Consider the following 18047-nt stretch of genomic DNA (forward strand, 5'->3'; position numbering starts at 1 on the left):
AGTGGGGCAGCAGGTGCGGCACGTCGGTGCCGGTATATCCAAACAGACTGCCTTACTGCCCTATTCTCTTATTGCCTTGCTCACATGGCCAACCACGCCATTTTCCGTCAACTCCGCCAGCGCCAGTGACTGGTCGAGATGTTCGGCCCGCCAGGCGAGAAGCCGCTCGGCGAATTCCAGGCGGGTGGACAGATGTGCGGGGCTGGTGGCGAGGTTGGTCAGTTCGCCAGGGTCTGTCTCGATGTTGAAAAGCAATGGCGGCAGGCCGCCGCCAAAATGCACATATTTGAATTTCTTGGTCCGGATGACCGCCAGATTGCACTGGCGTGAGGCAATGCCGAAATGCGCCTCGGCCTCGCCGCCTGCGATCGACCGGAAATCGAATTCCCAGTGCGCGGCATCGCGCCAGCTGGCCGGGGTTCCGCCGCTCAGGAATGGTTTCAGCGAACATCCGTCGAGATGCGGTTTGGGCGTCTCGCCAAGCAGGTCCATAAGCGTGGGCAGGATGTCTACGGCTTCGGTGAAGCGATCGATGCTGGTGCCCGCAGCCTTGCCATGCCGCGGATCGCGAATGATCAGCGGAATGTGGTAGCTGCCATCGAAATAGCCGCCCTTGCCCAGCATGAAATGATCGCCCATCATCTCGGCGTGATCCGAGGTGAGAATGATGATGGTGTCGTCCCAGGCACCTGAAACCTTGACTGCCTGCCAGATGCGGCCAAGCTGTGCGTCGACCTCCGAGATCATGCCGTAATAAATCGCCCGGATGCGGCGGAAATCATCCTCGCTCCAGTCGTGCACCCTGCCTGCCGCGCCGGGACGGAACTTCGTGCGTTTCTGGCGGCCAAGATCATAGGCGAGGTAGGGATGGCTCTGAGCTTCAGCCCGCCAGCTCTCCGCACGGTGAAACACCGGGCCATCGGCCGGATCATATAGCGTGTTGTAGGGCTTCGGCACGATGAAGGGGGGATGCGGGCTGATGAAGGAGAGATGCGCGAACCAGGGCGTCGCCTGCTCCTGCTCGCCGAGCCAGCGGATGAACTCATCGGCGAGGAAAGCCGTCGGCGTATGGTCCTTCGAATAGACTGGCGGCGCCTCGGTCACCGCGTCGGCGTCGCCTTCCTCGTCCGCGGGACGATGGATGTCGGGAGATCCGGCGCTGGTATCGATGCCGCGCAGCTTCAGCCAGGACAGCCATTGCTTCTGGTGCTCGGGCAGCAGTTGCCGCACGGTGAATCCAGGCAGTACGCCTTCGTAGCTTTTCAGCCTTGGATCGCCTGAACTCATGAGGCGCGGATCGAGCGACACGTCGGTGTAACCGAACAGGGTCGGATCGTAGCCAAGGCCGCGCGCGTGCAGAGCGATGTTGCCGTGGCGGGCGTCAAGTGGCGAGCCGTTGCGGCAGACCCGGTTGTTCATCTGGTAGAGGCCGGTGTAGAGGCAGGCACGGGCCGGCGAGCAGGGCGCCGCGCCGCCATAGTGACGCTTGAACAGCACGCCTTCCGCGGCCAGCGCGTCGGCATTCGGTGTCTTGACCACGGAGTGGCCGGCGGCCGACAGGCAATCGCCGCGCCACTGGTCGCAAGTGATCAGGAGAACGTTGGGGCGTCTGGCTTTTCCTGTCACTCGCGATACCTTTCGCTGCATGTTCGATGCCGTTCATGGAAACGATTTCCCGCAACGGCGCAAGGCCGCCCCCATTAGCTAATTGGTGAACAAATCTCTTTTTATTGTTCACTTTTACAGCACAGTCCATTCTGCGTTTACCGCCTTTGCCGCAAGCGGAGGTGTCCTCATATTGGCTCGGACAGCGGCGAGGGCCGCACAAACACAAGGGAAGGAGCAAGACAATGCTCGACCAGATCAAGGGCCTGCACCACGTCACCTCCATGGCTGGGGATGCGCGCCAGAACAATGACTTCTTCACCCACAAGCTCGGCCTGCGCCGGGTCAAGAAGACAGTCAACTTCGACGCGCCCGACGTCTACCACCTCTATTATGGCGACGAGGTCGGCACGCCCGGTTCGGTGATGACCTATTTTCCGTTTCCCAACATCGGCAAGGGCCGCCGCGGCGTCGGCGAAGTCGGCACCACGGTCTACTCCGTGCCGCAAGGCACGCTCGCCTATTGGGAAAAGCGCTTCGCCAACGAAGGCGTGGCGGATGTCTCCCTCGAGGAGAGCTTCGGTGAGCAACGGCTCAGATTTGCGGGTCCCGACGGCGACGGTTTCGCGCTTGTCGAAGCCAAGGCCGACAGCCGTGCGCCCTGGGTGAAGGGCGGTGTTCCGGCCGACGAAGCGATCCGTGGCTTCCACTCGGTCGCGCTTCGGCTGAAGGATGGCGGCGCCACCGAGGAGCTCTTGAAATTCATGGGCTACGAGGAGATCGAGAAATCAGGCAATGTCAGGCGGCTGGCCGTCAAGAACGGCAATGGCGCCGATGTCGTCGATATAGAATCGCTGCCGACCGCGGCCTTCGCCGATCTCGGCGCCGGCTCCGTCCACCACGTCGCCTTCGCCGTCGAGAACCGCGCCAAGCAGCTCGAAGTGCGCAAGGCGTTGATGGATACGGGTTATGGGGTGACGCCGGTGATCGATCGCGATTACTTCTGGGCGATCTATTTCCGCACGCCGGGCGGCGTGCTGTTCGAAGTCGCCACCAACGAGCCGGGGTTCGACAAGGACGAGGACACCGCGCATCTGGGCGAAGCGCTGAAGCTGCCGACGCAGCATCAGCATCTGCGGCCCTATCTCGAACAGCATCTGCAGAAGCTGGAAGGCTGAGACCATGAGCAAGGACGCTTACATCCACAAGGTGCTGCCCGGTTCGCCGGGCGGCCCCATGCTTTTCGTCTTCCACGGCACCGGCGGCGACGAGACCCAGCTTCTGTCGCCCGGGCGCGATCTCGTGCCCCAGGCCACCATCATCTCGCCGCGCGGCGATGTGTCGGAACACGGCGCGGCGCGCTTCTTCCGCCGCACCGGTGAGGGCGTCTACGACATGGACGACCTGGCGCGGGGGACAAGCAAGATGGCTGAATTCGTCAAGGCGCATGTCGAGGCGGCGAAGCCTTCGGCGGTGCTGGGCCTCGGCTATTCCAATGGCGCCAACATATTGGCGTCCGTGGTGTTCGCCGAGCCAGGTCTGTTCGACGCCACGGTGCTGATGCATCCGCTGATCCCGTTCGAACCGAAGGTGGAGGGCAACCTCGCCGGCCGGCACATCCTGCTGACCGCCGGCAAGCGCGATCCGATCTGCCCGCCGAACCTGACGACGCGGCTCGAAGCCTATTTGCGTGCCGACGGCGCCGATGTCACAGTGGAGTGGCACGAAGGCGGGCACGAGGTGCGGCCAAATGAAATCGAGGCGGCGCGGCGGCTCTTTGCCGGTGTCGCTCAAGGAGTTTAGAAATGCCCGACCAACTGCCCGAGATCGAACTGGAAGACCGCGGCTCCAAGGGCCGCTATGTCCTGCGTGGCCCCGGAGGCGCCGAGGCCGAGATGACCTTCACCAAGATCGGCGAGCACCAGATCATCATCGACCATACCGAAGTGCCGGACGCGTTTCGCGGCCAGGGTGCCGGACTTCGGCTGGTCACCCGCGCCGTCGAGGATGCGCGCGCGGCGGGCAAGACGATCATTCCGCTTTGCCCGTTCGCCAACGCCCAGTTCCGCCGCCATCCGGAATGGGCCGACGTGCTGAAGCGGTAGCGAGCGCGGCACTTCGTTGATAGACGGCAGCGGGGGGATAAGGGGCAGCTCCCGCTGCCAGTTGGCTTTGTCATTTGCCGCGACCGGATATCTTGCCTAGATATGATATCTCGCCGTGCCGACAAACGAACTGAATGATCCCCTGATGACCGAAACAGACCTCGTCCCCGTCTTCGACGGCCACAACGATACGTTGCTGCGCCTTTATCAGTCCAAGAACGTGGACGTCGAAAAGCTGTTCGTCGAGGGGAAATCGGGCGGTCACATCGACCTGCCGCGCGCGAAAGCCGGCGGCTTTGCCGGCGGTATGTTCGCGATCTTCCCGCCACCGGTCGAGAAGGCCAGGCGAAGCGCCGTGCCATTGGCGCCCAGCGACAGCGAGCCACTGCCGCCGGAGGTGCCGCGCGCCGATGCGCTCAATTCGACGATTGCGATGGCTTCGATCCTGTTCCGGCTGGAAAGGGCCGGGGCGCTTGCCGTCTGCCGCAGTGCCGGCGACGTGCGCAACGCCATGGCGCAAGGCACGGTTGCCGCCGTCTTCCACATCGAGGGCGTCGAGGCGATCGATCCCGAACTCACCATGCTCGATGTGCTGCATGCCGCCGGCCTGCGTTCGCTCGGCATCGTCTGGAGCCGTCCAAATGCCTTTGGCCACGGCGTGCCGTTCCGCTTTCCGTCCTCGCCGGACACGGGCCCGGGTCTGACCGATGCCGGCAAGGCGCTGGTCAAGGCCTGCAACGAGCTGAAGATCATGATCGATCTTTCGCATCTCAACGAAAAAGGCTTCCGCGATGTCGCCGGGCTCAGCGATGCGCCGTTGGTCGCCACGCATTCCAACGTGCATGCGATATGCGGCCACTCGCGCAATCTGACCGACTGGCAGCTCGGCGCGATCCGCGAGTCCGGCGGCATGGTCGGGCTGAACTTCGCCACCGGATTCCTGCGCGAGGATGGCCGCATGAACGCCGATACCAGCCTCGACGTCATGGTGCGCCATGTCGATTCCCTGCTGCAGGCGCTGGGTGAGGATGGCGTCGGCCTCGGCTCGGATTTCGACGGTGCGATGATCCCGGCCGTCATCGGCGACGTCGCCGGCCTGCCGAAGTTGATCGATGCGCTGGCCGCGCGTGGTTTTGGCCGTGCGCTGATCGAGAAGATCGCTTACCGCAATTGGTTGAGCATGCTTGAGCGCACGATAGGTTGAGGGCTATCGATCGAAGCCCATGCGCTTCAGCCAGTCCCTGCCGACGCCGCGATCGCGGATGATCGGCAGCGGATCTTCAGAATCAAGCCGCGCGCAGATGCGGTAGACTTCGAGTGTTTCCGCGCTCATCTCATCGCGCTTGTAGAAGAACATGGCGGCGGCATAGCGCGTGCGGCCTGACCATTTTTCGCCGAGCGGCGTGTTGACCAGATCCCACTGCTCGGCGGCTTCCCCATCTTCTTGCTGCTTGTCCGCTTCGTCGGCCATGGTCAGAAATCCGCCGGCGGATTGGCGGTGCGGCGGTCGAGTTTTATGAAGGGCCGCGCCACCACCTTGGCCCGCTTCATCAGCTTCTGATATTGCAGCTCGCGCATGGCGTAGATCTCGACCCAGAGGTCGTCCACCATTGTATCACCATAGGGCCGCGCCAGCGAGGCGATGGCGATGTTGCGCTTGGCCATCGGCGACCACATGGCGGCGCTGACCAGGCCAACCTCCTGGCTTTTCTTGTGGTAGACGATGGCGTGTTCGGCGGGGATGTTGCCTTCGATCTCGAGCCCGACCAGCACATGGCGCAGCCTGCGTTTGGCGCGCGCTTCAAGAATGGCGCGGCGGCCGTTGAAGTGGCCTTTCTCCGGATCGATCATGAAGCCGAGCCCGATCTCGTCTGGCATGCGCAGGCGATCGGCGCGGATGGCATGTTCGGCGGCGGTGAAGTCGGCATTGGCAACGATCAGCCCGGCCTCGAGCCGTGCGCGGTTCAGCGCCGTGTAGCCGATGGCACGGATGCCGCGCGGTTCGCCCGCTTTCATCAGCCGGTCCCACAGGCTCAGCGCCTTGTCGTCGGCTACGAACAATTCGTAGCCCAGATCGCCGGTGAAGCCGGTGCGCGAGATGGTGACTGTGCCGCCGTCATGGGCGAACTCGGCGAGGTCGAAGATCTTCAGCCGCTCGACGCCGGTGAAGCCGGCATCGCGCAGCACGGCGAAGGAGGTTGGGCCCTGCAGGGCGAGCCCGGCGACGGCTTCGGTTTCTTCCTCGACGGTGACGTCGAATCCAATGGCGCTGTCCAGTAGCCAGGGCAGATGCCGCTCCTGCGAACACAGGCGAAAGCGCGTCGGCGACAGGCGAAACAGCGTGCCGTCGTCGAGGACAAAGCCCTGGTCGTCACACCAGGCGGTATAGTGGACACGGCCAGGTCTCAGCCTGGTCACGTCGCGCAAGGTCACGCGGTCGAGAAAGGCCTCGGCATCCGGTCCTTCGATCCGGTATTTGGTCATCGGCGAGATGTCGAACAGCGCCGCCTGGCTGCGGATGGCGAAATATTCCAGCTCCTCGTCCCACAGCGAATGCGGCGCGCGGTAGCCCGCCCAATTGTACCAGTCCTGAGCCCTGGCCAGCGCATCGAGGCGCGGCTGGAACGGGGTGCCGAGGCGCAGCGTGCGGAAATGACCTTGCGCGGCGATGCGTGCGGAAACGGCCGCACTGGCGGTCTTTGCAACGGGCTTCTTCCTGGTTGCCTGGGCCATGACCTACCTCTTCATCGCGATGATGCGCCGCGCGGCGTTGAGCCCGGGTGCGCCGGAGATACCGCCTCCGGGATGCGAGCCGGCACCAGCAAGGAACAATCCTTCAAGCGGCGTGTCGTAGCCGGACCAGCCCGAGACGGGACGCGAGATCAGCATCTGGTCGGCCTGCAATTCGCCGTGGTGCCAGTGGCCGCCCGGCATGCGGTAACGCGTCTCGATATCGGCCGGCGTCAGCAACTCGGCATGGACAACGCTCTTGCCGATGCCCGACGCGTAAGCCTCGAGCTGCGCCAGGACAGCCTTGAGGAATTTCGGCTTGCCGGCAGCCCAACCTTCCTTCAGTGCATAGGGCGCGTATTGCACCACAGCCGACAACACACAGGCCCCAGCAGGTGCCAGCGATGGATCGGCAAGGCTGGGCAGGGTGATCTCCATCACCGGCTCAGGTGAGAACTCGCCGTATTTGGACGGATTAAAGGCGCGTTCGACATGATCGGGCGAAGGCGCGATGACCAGCCTGCCCTTGTGGCCGGCGGCATCGACGCCGGCGAATTGCGGCGGCCGATCGAGCGCCAGATTGAGTTTCGCCGCGTCGCCTTTCATCCGAATGTTCTTCACCTTGCGCACGAAGCCGGTGTCGAGCTCGCGCGGCCCGACAAGGTCGAGGAAAGTTGTCGCCGGATTGATGGCGGAGATGACCGTCCTGGCGCGCAGCTCCTCGCCAGTGTCGAGCGCGACGCCGACGGAGCGGCCTTTCTCCACGATGATCTTTCCGACCGGCGCCGATGTCCGGATGGTGACGCCGGCCATTTCCGCCGCCGCGCGGATGGCGGCGACAACGGCGCCCATACCGCCTTGCGGCAGCATCTGTGCTCCGGATGCCCCGCCGGTCTCGCCGGCGAGGCGATAGTAGAGGCCGAGCAGCGAGGTCGGCGAGCGCGGGCCGAGATGGCTGCCGAGCGTCGCGTCGAAGGCGAGCAGGCCTTTCAGCCTGTCGTCTGCAAGCTGTTCGTCGAGCAGGTCGGCGACGTTCATGAGCAGCACGCGCAGGAAGTCGCGCAGGTCTTCCTTGCCGAGCTTTTTCAGCGCCAGCGCGGTCTGGCCGAGTGAGGCGGTCTCGAGCAGCGACATGCCGGCAAGATCGGGCGCGCGGCGGGAGAGGAACGGCTTCAGGATGCCGGCATAACGCAGCAGCTGCGCACGCAATTCCTTCCAGGCCGATTGCTCGGAGGAACTGGTGCCGGTCAGCACTTCGCCATAGGCGCCATGCAGGACCAGCGATGGGCCGTCCTTCGACAGTGCCACCGATGGCAGGAAGTCCGCGCGGGCGACTTTGAGCCCGTGTTTCTCCAGCTCCAGCGTCTTCACCACGTCGGGATGCAGACGGTTCAGCACATGGGCGATCGACGAGACACGAAAGCCCGGCGCGAACTCCTCGGTGCGAGCGGCGCCGCCGGTTTCGCTGCCCGCTTCCAGCAGGAGCACCTTGCGACCTGCTTTCGCCAGCGTGCCCGCGGCGACGAGACCATTGTGGCCGCCGCCGATGACAAGCACATCCCATCTTGGTGCATCAAATGACGTCATGGGCCGGACTCATATGCGAGGTGGATTTGGCGAGATCGCGCAGGATTTCGGCGGCGGCATTGCGGCCGGGCGCGCCCATGACGCCGCCTCCCGGATGGGTGGAGGAGCCGCACATATAGAGGCCGCCGACCGGCGAGCGGTATTGCGCGTAGCCCGGCACCGGGCGATTGAACAGAAGCTGGTCGAAGGTCAGTTCGCCCTGGAAAATGTTGCCTTCGGTGAGGCCGACCTCGGCTTCGATCTCGCGCGGCGTGCGCACCTCCATGTGGACGATGCGGTCGCGGAAGCCCGGCGAATACTCTGATATCTGCGCAATCACGCTCTCGGCGAAGCCGTCGCGATCGGCATCGGCCCATTCGCGGCCGTTCACCTTGGGTGGCGCGTATTGCACGAAGCAACTCATGAAGTGCTTGCCCGGCGGCGCCATGGTCGGGTCGAGCGTGGTCGGGATCACCATGTCGAGGAAAGGATCGGCCGACCAGCGCCCGGCCTTCCAGTCGTCATAGGCGCGCTCCATGCGCTCCATCGAATCTGTGAAATGCATGTCGCCGCGATAGACCGGCGAATCCTTCGGCAGCGCCGGGAATTCCGGTAGCGAATCGAGCGCGATGTTGACCTTGCCGGAGGAGCCGCGGATCTTGAAATTCCTGACCCGGCGCAGGAAAATGTCGGGCAATTCCTTTTCCTCAACAAGCTTCAGGAAGGTGCGCTTCACGTCGGCATTGGAGACGACGAGCTTGCCGTAAATCTCCTCGCCGCCGGCCAGCACCACGCCTTTGGCTTTGCCGCGTTGGACCAGCACATGGTCGACCTCGGCGCCGGTGCGGATGGTGCCGCCCGAGGCCTTGAACGACGCGGCCAGCGCCTTGGTGACCGCGCCCATGCCGCCGCGCGCATAGCCCCAGGCGCCGACCGAGCCGTCGACCTCGCCCATATAGTGGTGCAGCAGCACGTAAGCGGTGCCGGGCGACATCGGCCCGAGCGCGGTGCCGATGATGCCGGACAGAGCGAAGTTTGCCTTGATGACGTCGGTCTCGAAATACTCGTCGAGGAAGTCCGAGATCGACATGGTCCAGAAGCGCAGCGTCAGCGCCATTTCTTCCGCCGACAGGCCGGCAAACTTCCTGCCAAGATAAAGCAACTCGCCGAGGTCGCGCGGCTTGAGGCTGGTCGGGTCGGGCGCGGTGCGCATCAAAAGTGGCTGGATGAAACGGCACTGCCGCGTCACGTCGCGGGCGTAGCGGTCATAGGCTTCAGCGTCGCGTTTGGAGAATCGGGCGAATTCGCGCCGGTGCGCATCATGGTCGCGGTAGTTGGCGAGGTAGTCGCCGTCGCGGGTGAATACCGCGCCGCCCTCATAGGAGATGACCTGCAGGCCGAAGCGCGGCAGTTCCAGGTCGCGCATGATTTCGGGGCGGAACAGCGAGCAGACATAGGAGCAGTTGGAGTAGAGGAAGCCCGGCGTCAGTTCGCGGCTGGTGGCGGCACCGCCTACCCAGTCGTTCTTCTCCACCACCAGCACGTCGAGCCCGGCGCGCTGCAGATAGCAGGCGTTGACCAGGCCGTTGTGTCCGCCGCCGATGACGATCGCGTCCCAAGCTTTCATTGTGGCCCAGTCTCTTTGTTTCCACGCAATTCCCAGGGGAAAGCGCTGTGCGGCTTTTCCGGGAAAACCGCTCACACTTTTCCTGGAATTGCGCTCCGCGACCCGCTGTTCATTTTTGCGTGATCTGTTCCCGAATATGCGGAATTTGGCATGGCATCAGCTGTTTTGTCCAGTCATTCTGAATGAATGTTCAACAAATGATGTTGCGTTTTCCCCGGCATGCGCTAGGCTTTGCCGGCGTTCGAACTGGGCAATCATCGATTGGGGATCGAGGGCTGATGATCGAAACGGCAGATGCCGAGCCGGAGTATGACGACACCGCGATCCGCTTCCTCGAGGCGCTGTGGGGCGAGGGCTACCTGTCGCCAGGCGGTCCCGGCGAGGTCGACCGGGTGGTCGAAGGGATTTCGCTCAACGGCAAGACGGTCCTCGATATCGGCTGCGGCTCCGGCGGCATCACCTTGCATCTGGTCGAGCGCCATGGCGCCGCTCACGCCACCGGCTTCGATGTCGAGCAGCCGGTGATCGAAGCGGCCAGACGGCGAGCAGCAGTGCGTGGCTTCGCAAATCGCGTCAACTTCGTTCAATCGCTTCCCGGACCGCTGCCTTTCACCGATCGTTCCTTCGATGTCGTCTTCTCCAAGGATGCGCTGCTGCATGTGCCTGACAAGGACGCGTTGTTCGCCGAGATTTTTCGTGTGCTGAAGCCGGGCGGCGTCTTTGCCGCGTCCAACTGGATGATCGGGCATGACGGCGAACCCTCGCCTGAGATGAAAGCCTATGTCGCCGCCGAGGGGCTGTCCTTCACCATGGCATCGCCGGCGCGCTATGCGCAGGCGATGCGAAGCGCGGGCTTTGCCGACATCACCGTGCGCGACCGCAACCCGTGGTACCGGGAGGTGGCGCGCGGGGAACTCGCACGGCTCAAGGGACCGCTCTACCGCCAGGCTGCCGCCGCGGTCGGCGCGGGCTATGTCGACAAGAACATCAAGACCTGGGAGGCAATGCAGAAGGTGCTTGACAGTGGCGAGCACCGTCCCACTCATCTGCGCGGTTGGAAGCCGGTTGGATAGCCGGCAATGCTGGAGACCGTCACATCCATGAAGACTTCCGAGGCCAGGGACGTTCTCGCCGAAACGACGCGAAAGAGCGACGCCGAAAAGCGCGGCCGCAAGGCTTCGAAGGAGGTCCGTCAATTGCAGCTGATCGAGGCAACGATCGATTCGCTGGCCAGGCGCGGTTACGCCGAGACGACGATGGCCGATGTCGCCGATGGCGCCGGCCTCTCGCGTGGCATCGTCAACTTCCATTTCGAGAGCAAGGAAAAGCTGCTGATCGCGACGCTGCAGCATATGTATGATGAGTACTCGGCGCATTGGCGCGCCGCACTGCAGAAAGCAGGCGACGATCCGGCACGGCAGCTGCAGCAGCTGGTGTGGGCCGACTTCGACCGCTCGATCTGCAACAAGCGCAAGCTCGCTGCCTGGCTGGCCTTCTGGGGCGAGGCCAAGTCGCGGCCGACCTATCAGGCGCTGAGCAGTTCGCGCGATAATTATTACCAGCAGGTCTTCATCGATCTCTGCACGGCGCTCAAGCAGAGCGGCGCGTATGCCTATGAGCCGCAGGTGATGGCGCTGGCGCTGTCGGCCATGCTGGAAGGTCTGTGGCTGCGGCTGATGATGGGCACCGAGGACACAACGCGCGAAACAGCCTTGCAGGCGGCCAATGCTTTTTTGGCCGCGGCCTTCCCGAAGCATTACGGTTAGCAACAGCCGGCCGCCAAGACCGGCAAGACCAAAAGAGGATGGAACAGCATGAAGAAACTCAGCCGACGCCTGACATTGACATTGGCGCTGGGCGGCGCGCTTGCGGCTTCGGCGGCAGCGTTCGCCGTCGCCGCGGACAAGGACCTGATCGTGTTCGACTGGTCCGGCTACGAGGACCCGAGCTTCCATCCGAAATATGTCGAGAAGAACGGCGATTCGCCGACCTTCGCCTTCTTCGGCGACGAGGACGAGGCGTTCGAGAAGGTCCGTTCCGGCTTCAAGGCCGATCTCGGTCACCCCTGCTCGCAGAGCGTGACGAAGTGGCGCGAAGCCGGGCTGCTGCAGCCGCTTGATACCTCGAAGATCACGGGCTGGAAGGACCTCAATCCCGGTATCATGGCGATGAAAAACCTCGCCACGACCGACGATGGCAAGGCGTGGTTCATGCCCTGGGACTGGGGCAACACGCAGCTCACCTACAACTCCTCCAAGATCGACGCCAAGGACGTGCAGTCGCTGAAGGCATTCGCAGATCCGAAGTTCAAGGGCCGGGTGTCGATCGGCGACAATGTCGACGATGCCTATGCGCTGGCCGCGCTTGCCATCGGCATGAAGGACTGGACCACGATGACGGACGACCAGTTCAAGCAGGCGTCCGACTTCCTGCGCCAGGTGCACAAGAACGTCCGCTCCTACTGGACCGACACCACCGATATCGTCCAGTTGTTGAGCGGTGGCGAGGTCGACCTCGCCTGGGCCTGGAACGATGCGACGGTGCAATCCGTCAAGGCAGGCGTGCCGATCAAGTCCGTAAAGGACACCAATGAAGGCATCTCGACCTGGGTCTGCGGCTACGTGCTGTTCAAGGACGCGCCCGGCAATATCGACAAGGCCTATGATTATCTCAACGCCGTCAACGATCCGGAGACCGCCAAGGTGCTGGTCAAGGACTGGGGCTATGGCCAGGCCAATGCCAAGGGCATGGCTGGCGTCGACCAGGCGATCCTGAAGGAAAAGGGCTATGACGACGTGCAGAAATTCGTCGACAAGACGCTGTTCCAGTCGCCGCTGCCGTCCGATCTCAAACTGAAGATGATCGCCGAATTCGAGAAGATCAAAGCCGGGTACTGAGCTGGTTCCACGGTCCGTCCGCTGCCGCCTCGGTGCAGCGGACGACCCTCGCCAAAGCAGATGATTTCTCCTAACCTCGCGGCAGCTTTTTCGTGAAGGGGGAGTTTCGCCATGACGCCAATGCTACGCCGCCTTGCACTTGCCGCCGCCTGCATGATCGGCGCCGGCGGGGTCTATGCCTGGGCGGAAGGCGGCGGCGATCTCGTGGTGTTCGACTGGTCCGGTTACGAGGACCCGCTGCTGCATCCGGCCTACACCGCCAAACACGGCGCCGAGCCGACCTTCGCCTTCTTTGGCGACGAGGATGAAGCCTTCGAGAAGATGCGGGCGGGCTTCAAGGCCGATATCGCGCATCCCTGTTCGCAAAGCGTGGCGAAGTGGCGCGACGCGGGGCTGTTGCAGCCGCTCGACACCTCCCGGATTGCCGGCTGGAAAGACCTCAATCCCGGCATCATGGCGATGAAGAACCTCGCCACCACCGAGGACGGCAAGGCCTGGTTCATGCCGTTCGACTGGGGCAATACGGCATTGCTCTACCGCACCGACAACGTGACGGCCGATGAGGCGCAGTCGCTGCGGATCCTTGCCGATCCGAAATTCAAGGGCCGCGTCACCATCGGCGACAATGTCGACGACGCCTATGCGCTGGCGAGCCTGGTGATCGGCCTCAAGGACTGGACCAAGATGACCGACGCGCAATTCAAGGAGGCATCCGATTTCCTGCGCCAGGTGCACAAGAACATCCGTCTCTACTGGACCGACTCGAGCGATATCGACCAGGCTTTTTCCGGCAATGAGGTCGACCTCGCCTGGGGCTGGGGCCAGACACTGATCGCGATGAGCGGGCAAGGCGTTCCCGTCGCCATGAACCGCGATACCAAGGAAGGCATGTCGACCTGGGTGTGCGGCTACGTGCTGATGAAGGATGCGCCGGGCAAGCTCGACCAGGCCTATGATTTCCTGAACGCGGTCAACGCGCCCGATATTTCGAAATACATGGTCACGACATTCGGTTACGGCCATGGCAACAGTGCCGGCATGGCCGCGATCGATCACAAGGTGCTGGCCGAGCGCGGTTTCGACGACATCGACAAGTTCCTCGACAAGACGCTGTTCCAGCAGCCGGTCGCGCCTGATCTGAAGAAGCGCATGGTCGACGAATTCGAGAAGATCAAGGCCGGATATTGACGAGCGAACTGGAAAGAGCCGACGTCGTCATCGTCGGTGCCGGCTTCACCGGCCTGTCGGCCGCACTTGAGTTGAAGCAGGCCGGCATAGGCTTCCTGCTGCTTGAAGCGCGCGACCGTGCCGGTGGACGGGTCGAGGCGGTCCGCAATGGATTTGGCGAACGCATCGACAGCGGCGGCCAGTTCCTGTGCGAGGACATGCCGGAAGTGATGGCGCTGGCGAAGGCACGCGGCAAGACATTCGTCGCCACCTATGTCGAGGGCGATTTCATCACCCATCCGCCAATGCCGGCCAGGGACGCCAAGCAGACCTATCACGGCGCGATGGCGATCCGCGAACGCATGAACCGCATCGAGCCGGACGACACCTCCATAGAGGGCATGAGTGTCGCGGCCTGGCTGGAACAGCAGCGTGATCCCATCGATGCCAAGACGGCCTTCCGCTCGATGATCGAAGGCCTGTGGTGCCTGCCGATGGACAAGGTGCCGCTCTGGTATCTGATCGACAATGACCGCCGCATCACCAACGAAGTGCCGGAATTGCAATATTCCCTGCGCGAGACCATGCAGTCGCTGGCCGAGGATCTTGCTGGCGATCTCGGCGACCAGATGCGGTTGAACGAACCAGTCACGCGCATCGAGCATGGGCCGCAAGGCGTTCGTGTCGTCACGGGCAATGGCGTGATCGAAGCGCGCCACGTGCTGATCGCGCTGCCGCCGGCAACAGCCGCGAAGCTCGATTTCGCACCGGCCTTGCCGACGAGACTCGCGACGGCGCTTGGCGTCTGGGAAAGCGGCGCGGTGATCAAGATCCTGGTGCGCTATCCCAGGCCATTCTGGCGCGAGCAGGGTTTGAGCGGCATGGTGATGTGGCGCGACCTGCCGGGACTGTTCGCCTGCGATGCCAGCAAGGATGCGGAGCATGCCGCGCTCGTCGTCTTCATCGGCGGACCGCTCGCGCTGCGCTGGCGGGGGCTGAGTAAAACGGCACTTCGTGCGGAAGTGACGGCACGATTGCAGGACGCGCTCGGTCCGGATGCCGGCGATATGCTTGATTTCAGTTCACGCGATTGGATTGAGGATCGCTGGAGCGGCGGCGCCTATAGCGACCTCATCGTCGACGTGACGGCCAGGGATGCCGAGCGGACGATGCTCGCGGGTGCGCCGCCGGTTCATTTCGCCGCTTCGGAACTGTCGCCGTCATTCCCCGGCTATGTCGAAGGGGCGATCGTCGCCGGGCGCATCGCGGCGCGCAAGATCCTGGCGCTGCTTCAGTCGCCCATCGCCACCAGCGCCTCGGGATCGTAGGCAAGGCGGATCGGGGTGCCGACGGGAATGTCGTCGGCGCCGAAATCGTTGGTCTCGGTCACCGATAGCGGCTTTTCCAGTCCGGGTATCTCGACGATCAGATGGGTGATCTCGCCGAAATAGTGGCGTTCGACCACCTTGCCGGCGACCTCGAATTTTGCCGTGGCATTGTCCCATAAAACGCGCAGGCGCTCGGGCCTTATGCCGAGCGTGGCGGCGCCACCATTGCGCACGAAAGCCTTCGGCTTGTCGGTCTTGACGCGGCCGAAGCCCAACGTGTCGACGATCAATGAGGCGCCGCTCTCCTCGACGATCTCGGCCTTGACGAAGTTCATGCCGCCGAGGAAGTCGGCGACCTGGCGGTTGACCGGCCGCTGGTAGATCTCCTTGGGCGAGGCGACCTGCGCGATCCTGCCGCCGAACATGACGGCGATGCGGTCGGACATGGCGAGCGCCTCATACTGGTCGTGGGTGACCAGCACGAAGGTGATGCCGACGGCCTGCTGCAGGCGGCGCAGTTCGACCTGCATCTGCTCGCGCAGCTTCTTGTCGAGCGCCGACAGCGGCTCGTCGAGCAGCAGCACCTTGGGCCGCATCACCAGTGCGCGGGCAAGCGCCACGCGCTGGCGCTGGCCGCCTGACAGTTCGGTGGCCAGCCGCTTGCCAAGGCCGGTCAGCGAAACCTGCGCCAATGCCTCCTCGACGCGGCGCTTCTCTTCGCCACCCTGCAATTTCAGCCGCTTCAGACCGTAGGCGACATTCTGCTCGACATTGAGGTGCGGGAAGATCGCATAGCTCTGGAACACCATGTTGGTCGGCCGTCGATTGGCCGGGATGCCTTCCATCGGCTGGCCGCCGACCGCGATCGAACCGCTGGTCGGGTTGTCGAAGCCGGCGATCATGCGCAAAAGCGTGGTCTTGCCACAGCCGGACGGCCCGAGCAGCGAGAAGAATTCGCCCTCCCGGATGGTCAGGGACGCATCGTCCAGCGCCTTGAACGATCCATAGCTGCGGGTGACGTTGCGGATCTCGATCATCGCTCGATCGGACTGGGCCCGATCAGACTGGGCCCGATCGGATTGAGGGCGCTCGATCTGCGGCTGTTCAGGCATAGAGGCCTCCCTCGTTCTGGGTGCGTCTGGCCGCGCGGCGACGCAGGATTTCGGCGACGGTCATCAGCAGGAAAGAGGCAACGAGCAGCAGCGTGCCCAGCGCCAGCACGCCTGGCAGTTTCGAGGCGAAGCGCAACTGGCCCCAGATGTAGATCGGCAGCGTCGCCTCGGTGCCGGTCAGGAAGAAGGCGATGATGAATTCGTCGAGCGAGATGGTGAAGCAGACGAGCAGGCTGGAGATGATGGCCGGCGCCACCATCGGCAGCGTCACCCGCCGGAAGGTGCCGAAGGCGCTTTCACCAAGGTCGGCGGAGGCTTCCTCCAGGCTGCGGTCGAAGCCTTCGAAACCGGAGGTCAGCACCGTCATCGAATAGGGGATGCAGACCAGCACATGGCCGAGCACGACGGTGAACAGCGACAGGCTCAAGCCCAGCTGAAGCATCACCAGCAGCATGGAGATGGCGACGATCACCTCGGGCAGCACCAGCGGTGCCATGATCAAGCCGTTGATGGTGCGGCGGCCGGGATAGCGGTAGCGGGTGATCGAGCGGGCGGCGAGGATGCCGAGCACGGTGGCGAGAACCGATGCGCAGACACCGACTTTGAGGCTGTTCCAGGCGGCGTCGAGCAGGGCCGGCGTGTGCGGCAGATCGGCATACCATTGCAAGGTGAAGCCGGTGAGCGGGAATTTCGGCGTAGGTGCGGTGTTGATCGAGAAGATCGGCAGGAAGATGACGGGCAGATAGAGGAAGACGATATAGAGGAACGCATAGACGGACAGCCAGCCGCCCGACAGGAAACGCCGCGTCCTCATCGTGCCAGCCTCTGCAGGGCGCGGATGATCAGCACCGTGGCCCCTGCCATCAAGGTGACGATCAGCATGGTGGTGACGGAAAGGGCGGCACCCAGCGGCCAGTTGGCGGCCTTGCCGAATTGCGCCTGGATGGCATTGGCGATCATGACGCCGTCCTTGCCGCCGACCAGCTTCGGCGTGACGTAATCGCCGACGGTCGGGATCATGACGATCAGGGCCGCCGAGATGACGCCCGGCGCCGACAGCGGCAAGGTCACGCGCAGGAACGAACGCAAGGGGCCATCGCCAAGGTCGGTGGCCGCTTCGACCAGCGTGCGGTCGACCTTCTCCAGCGAGACGAAGATCGGCAGGATGGCGAAGGCCGCCCAGGCATGGGTGAGCGTGATGATGACGGCGCTCGAATTGTAGAGCAGGGCCGTCGACGGCTCATCGATGATGCCGAGGCCCATCAGGCCGGAATTCAGGACGCCATTGTAGCCAAGGATGACCTTCCAGGACATGACGCGCAGGAGATAGCTGGTCCAGAACGGGATGGTGATGAGAAACAGCCACAGGCTCTTGTGACGGCCGCCATGGAAGGAAATGAAGTAGGCGATCGGGTAGGCGAGGATGACGGTGAGCAAGCTCACCGTCAGCGAGATGTAGAGCGAGCGCCACAACAGATCCCGATAGATCGGTTCGGTCAGCGCGACGCGGTAATTCTCCAGCGTGAAGGTGCGGTCGATGGTCAGGTAGTGCTGCGTCCAGAACGAATGGGCGATGACCACCAGGATCGGCAGCACCAGCAGGATCAGCGCATAGAGAAAGGTCGGGCTGATCAGGGCGAAGCCCTGTACGGGCTCGGACCGCAGAAGGGCATTTCGCCTGGCCCGCGTCATGCGCAGCGGGGGCGACCCTTCCGCCGCCGCCGTCATTGCCAGGCTCCGGGGGCTCCGGGCGTGATTTCGGTTGCTGGCCTGGACTGTTCCGCCATGCGGCATCCCATTGTGCTGGCGCCGACTTGTTGTTCCCCTTGCCGGCTTTCTTTCATCATGCCCGTATCCGAGGATTGAAATCAAGCGCTATTTCTGCAATATTGATTGAACGGACATTCAAA

The 18047-nt window shown here is 63.5% G+C and carries 17 protein-coding genes; 9 read left to right on the forward strand and 8 right to left on the reverse strand.

The window, feature by feature from the left end:
- Positions 1-60: 60 nt before the first annotated feature.
- On the reverse strand, positions 61-1626 hold the full coding sequence (locus AC07SZ_RS19695; protein WP_494915512.1) for an alkaline phosphatase family protein: 1566 nt from the start codon (positions 1624-1626) through the stop codon (positions 61-63).
- 224 nt (positions 1627-1850) lie between these two features.
- Here AC07SZ_RS19695 and AC07SZ_RS19700 point away from each other — a divergent pair, with 224 nt between their 5' ends.
- The 4 genes from AC07SZ_RS19700 (at position 1851) to AC07SZ_RS19715 (ending at position 4914) form a co-directional block, all read left to right on the forward strand.
- Positions 1851-2783, forward strand: a complete 933-nt coding sequence (locus tag AC07SZ_RS19700) for a VOC family protein (RefSeq protein WP_494915513.1) — start codon at positions 1851-1853, stop codon at positions 2781-2783.
- 4 nt (positions 2784-2787) lie between these two features.
- On the forward strand, positions 2788-3408 hold the full coding sequence (locus tag AC07SZ_RS19705; RefSeq protein WP_056575839.1) for an alpha/beta hydrolase: 621 nt from the start codon (positions 2788-2790) through the stop codon (positions 3406-3408).
- Between the two features lie 2 nt (positions 3409-3410).
- On the forward strand, positions 3411-3710 hold the full coding sequence (locus AC07SZ_RS19710) for a GNAT family N-acetyltransferase (RefSeq protein ID WP_056575842.1): 300 nt from the start codon (positions 3411-3413) through the stop codon (positions 3708-3710).
- 145 nt (positions 3711-3855) lie between these two features.
- Positions 3856-4914 (forward strand): dipeptidase, encoded by a 1059-nt coding sequence (locus AC07SZ_RS19715; protein ID WP_056576531.1) that lies wholly within the window; start codon positions 3856-3858, stop codon positions 4912-4914.
- 3 nt (positions 4915-4917) lie between these two features.
- Here AC07SZ_RS19715 and AC07SZ_RS19720 read toward each other — a convergent pair whose 3' ends face one another.
- The 4 genes from AC07SZ_RS19720 to AC07SZ_RS19735 are packed head-to-tail and all read right to left on the reverse strand — an operon-like array spanning position 4918 to position 9633.
- Positions 4918-5181, reverse strand: a complete 264-nt coding sequence (locus AC07SZ_RS19720; RefSeq protein ID WP_056575846.1) for a hypothetical protein — start codon at positions 5179-5181, stop codon at positions 4918-4920.
- Positions 5182-5183: 2 nt separating this feature from the next.
- A complete protein-coding gene (locus AC07SZ_RS19725) occupies positions 5184-6443 on the reverse strand; it encodes an aminomethyl transferase family protein (RefSeq protein WP_494915514.1) in 1260 nt (419 codons plus the stop codon).
- Positions 6444-6446: 3 nt separating this feature from the next.
- Positions 6447-8027, reverse strand: a complete 1581-nt coding sequence (locus AC07SZ_RS19730) for a phytoene desaturase family protein (RefSeq protein WP_494915515.1) — start codon at positions 8025-8027, stop codon at positions 6447-6449.
- Positions 8014-9633, reverse strand: a complete 1620-nt coding sequence (locus AC07SZ_RS19735) for a phytoene desaturase family protein (RefSeq protein WP_172371995.1) — start codon at positions 9631-9633, stop codon at positions 8014-8016. The genes AC07SZ_RS19730 and AC07SZ_RS19735 overlap by 14 nt, the downstream gene beginning before the upstream one ends.
- A 278-nt stretch (positions 9634-9911) precedes the next feature.
- Here AC07SZ_RS19735 and AC07SZ_RS19740 point away from each other — a divergent pair, with 278 nt between their 5' ends.
- The 5 genes from AC07SZ_RS19740 to AC07SZ_RS19760 all read left to right on the forward strand — a co-directional run bounded on the left by AC07SZ_RS19740 (position 9912) and on the right by AC07SZ_RS19760 (position 15025).
- Positions 9912-10706, forward strand: coding sequence for a class I SAM-dependent methyltransferase (locus tag AC07SZ_RS19740; protein WP_494915516.1), 795 nt, complete (start codon positions 9912-9914; stop codon positions 10704-10706).
- A gap of 6 nt (positions 10707-10712) precedes the next feature.
- Entirely contained in the window at positions 10713-11399 is a 687-nt protein-coding gene (gene betI, locus AC07SZ_RS19745; protein ID WP_056575858.1) for a transcriptional regulator BetI, read from the forward strand.
- Positions 11400-11447: 48 nt separating this feature from the next.
- Positions 11448-12530 (forward strand): ABC transporter substrate-binding protein, encoded by a 1083-nt coding sequence (locus AC07SZ_RS19750; protein WP_027041849.1) that lies wholly within the window; start codon positions 11448-11450, stop codon positions 12528-12530.
- Positions 12531-12641: 111 nt separating this feature from the next.
- Complete coding sequence (locus AC07SZ_RS19755) at positions 12642-13718, forward strand: extracellular solute-binding protein (protein WP_056575860.1); 1077 nt, start codon at positions 12642-12644, stop codon at positions 13716-13718.
- A complete protein-coding gene (locus AC07SZ_RS19760) occupies positions 13715-15025 on the forward strand; it encodes a flavin monoamine oxidase family protein (protein WP_494915517.1) in 1311 nt (436 codons plus the stop codon). Before AC07SZ_RS19755 ends, AC07SZ_RS19760 begins: the two co-directional genes overlap by 4 nt.
- On the opposite strand, the gene AC07SZ_RS19765 is transcribed toward AC07SZ_RS19760, so the two are convergent.
- The 3 genes from AC07SZ_RS19765 to AC07SZ_RS19775 all read right to left on the reverse strand — a co-directional run bounded on the left by AC07SZ_RS19765 (position 14989) and on the right by AC07SZ_RS19775 (position 17865).
- Positions 14989-16062, reverse strand: a complete 1074-nt coding sequence (locus AC07SZ_RS19765; protein WP_056575864.1) for an ABC transporter ATP-binding protein — start codon at positions 16060-16062, stop codon at positions 14989-14991. The genes AC07SZ_RS19760 and AC07SZ_RS19765 overlap by 37 nt on opposite strands.
- A 67-nt stretch (positions 16063-16129) precedes the next feature.
- The gene (locus AC07SZ_RS19770; RefSeq protein WP_056575866.1) at positions 16130-16951 is read right to left on the reverse strand and encodes an ABC transporter permease; all 822 of its coding nucleotides are present in this window, start codon (positions 16949-16951) and stop codon (positions 16130-16132) included.
- The gene (locus tag AC07SZ_RS19775; RefSeq protein ID WP_494915518.1) at positions 16948-17865 is read right to left on the reverse strand and encodes an ABC transporter permease; all 918 of its coding nucleotides are present in this window, start codon (positions 17863-17865) and stop codon (positions 16948-16950) included. The genes AC07SZ_RS19770 and AC07SZ_RS19775 overlap by 4 nt, the downstream gene beginning before the upstream one ends.
- Between the last annotated feature and the right edge of the window lie 182 nt (positions 17866-18047).

Source organism: Mesorhizobium sp. GW821-FHT07A06, assembly GCF_059419085.1.

What these genes read in the sequence shown, in the direction of transcription:
- AC07SZ_RS19720 (WP_056575846.1), bottom strand. Translation starts at nt 5,181, where the DNA reads ATGGCCGACGAAGCGGACAAGCAGCAAGAAGATGGGGAAGCCGCCGAG.
- AC07SZ_RS19710 (WP_056575842.1), top strand. Translation starts at nt 3,411, where the DNA reads ATGCCCGACCAACTGCCCGAGATCGAACTGGAAGACCGCGGCTCCAAG.
- AC07SZ_RS19700 (WP_494915513.1), top strand. Translation starts at nt 1,851, where the DNA reads ATGCTCGACCAGATCAAGGGCCTGCACCACGTCACCTCCATGGCTGGG.
- AC07SZ_RS19740 (WP_494915516.1), top strand. Translation starts at nt 9,912, where the DNA reads ATGATCGAAACGGCAGATGCCGAGCCGGAGTATGACGACACCGCGATC.
- AC07SZ_RS19765 (WP_056575864.1), bottom strand. Translation starts at nt 16,062, where the DNA reads ATGATCGAGATCCGCAACGTCACCCGCAGCTATGGATCGTTCAAGGCG.
- AC07SZ_RS19715 (WP_056576531.1), top strand. Translation starts at nt 3,856, where the DNA reads ATGACCGAAACAGACCTCGTCCCCGTCTTCGACGGCCACAACGATACG.
- AC07SZ_RS19750 (WP_027041849.1), top strand. Translation starts at nt 11,448, where the DNA reads ATGAAGAAACTCAGCCGACGCCTGACATTGACATTGGCGCTGGGCGGC.
- AC07SZ_RS19725 (WP_494915514.1), bottom strand. Translation starts at nt 6,443, where the DNA reads ATGGCCCAGGCAACCAGGAAGAAGCCCGTTGCAAAGACCGCCAGTGCG.
- AC07SZ_RS19770 (WP_056575866.1), bottom strand. Translation starts at nt 16,951, where the DNA reads ATGAGGACGCGGCGTTTCCTGTCGGGCGGCTGGCTGTCCGTCTATGCG.
- AC07SZ_RS19775 (WP_494915518.1), bottom strand. Translation starts at nt 17,865, where the DNA reads ATGACGGCGGCGGCGGAAGGGTCGCCCCCGCTGCGCATGACGCGGGCC.
- AC07SZ_RS19730 (WP_494915515.1), bottom strand. Translation starts at nt 8,027, where the DNA reads ATGACGTCATTTGATGCACCAAGATGGGATGTGCTTGTCATCGGCGGC.
- AC07SZ_RS19735 (WP_172371995.1), bottom strand. Translation starts at nt 9,633, where the DNA reads ATGAAAGCTTGGGACGCGATCGTCATCGGCGGCGGACACAACGGCCTG.
- AC07SZ_RS19755 (WP_056575860.1), top strand. Translation starts at nt 12,642, where the DNA reads ATGACGCCAATGCTACGCCGCCTTGCACTTGCCGCCGCCTGCATGATC.
- AC07SZ_RS19705 (WP_056575839.1), top strand. Translation starts at nt 2,788, where the DNA reads ATGAGCAAGGACGCTTACATCCACAAGGTGCTGCCCGGTTCGCCGGGC.
- betI (WP_056575858.1), top strand. Translation starts at nt 10,713, where the DNA reads ATGCTGGAGACCGTCACATCCATGAAGACTTCCGAGGCCAGGGACGTT.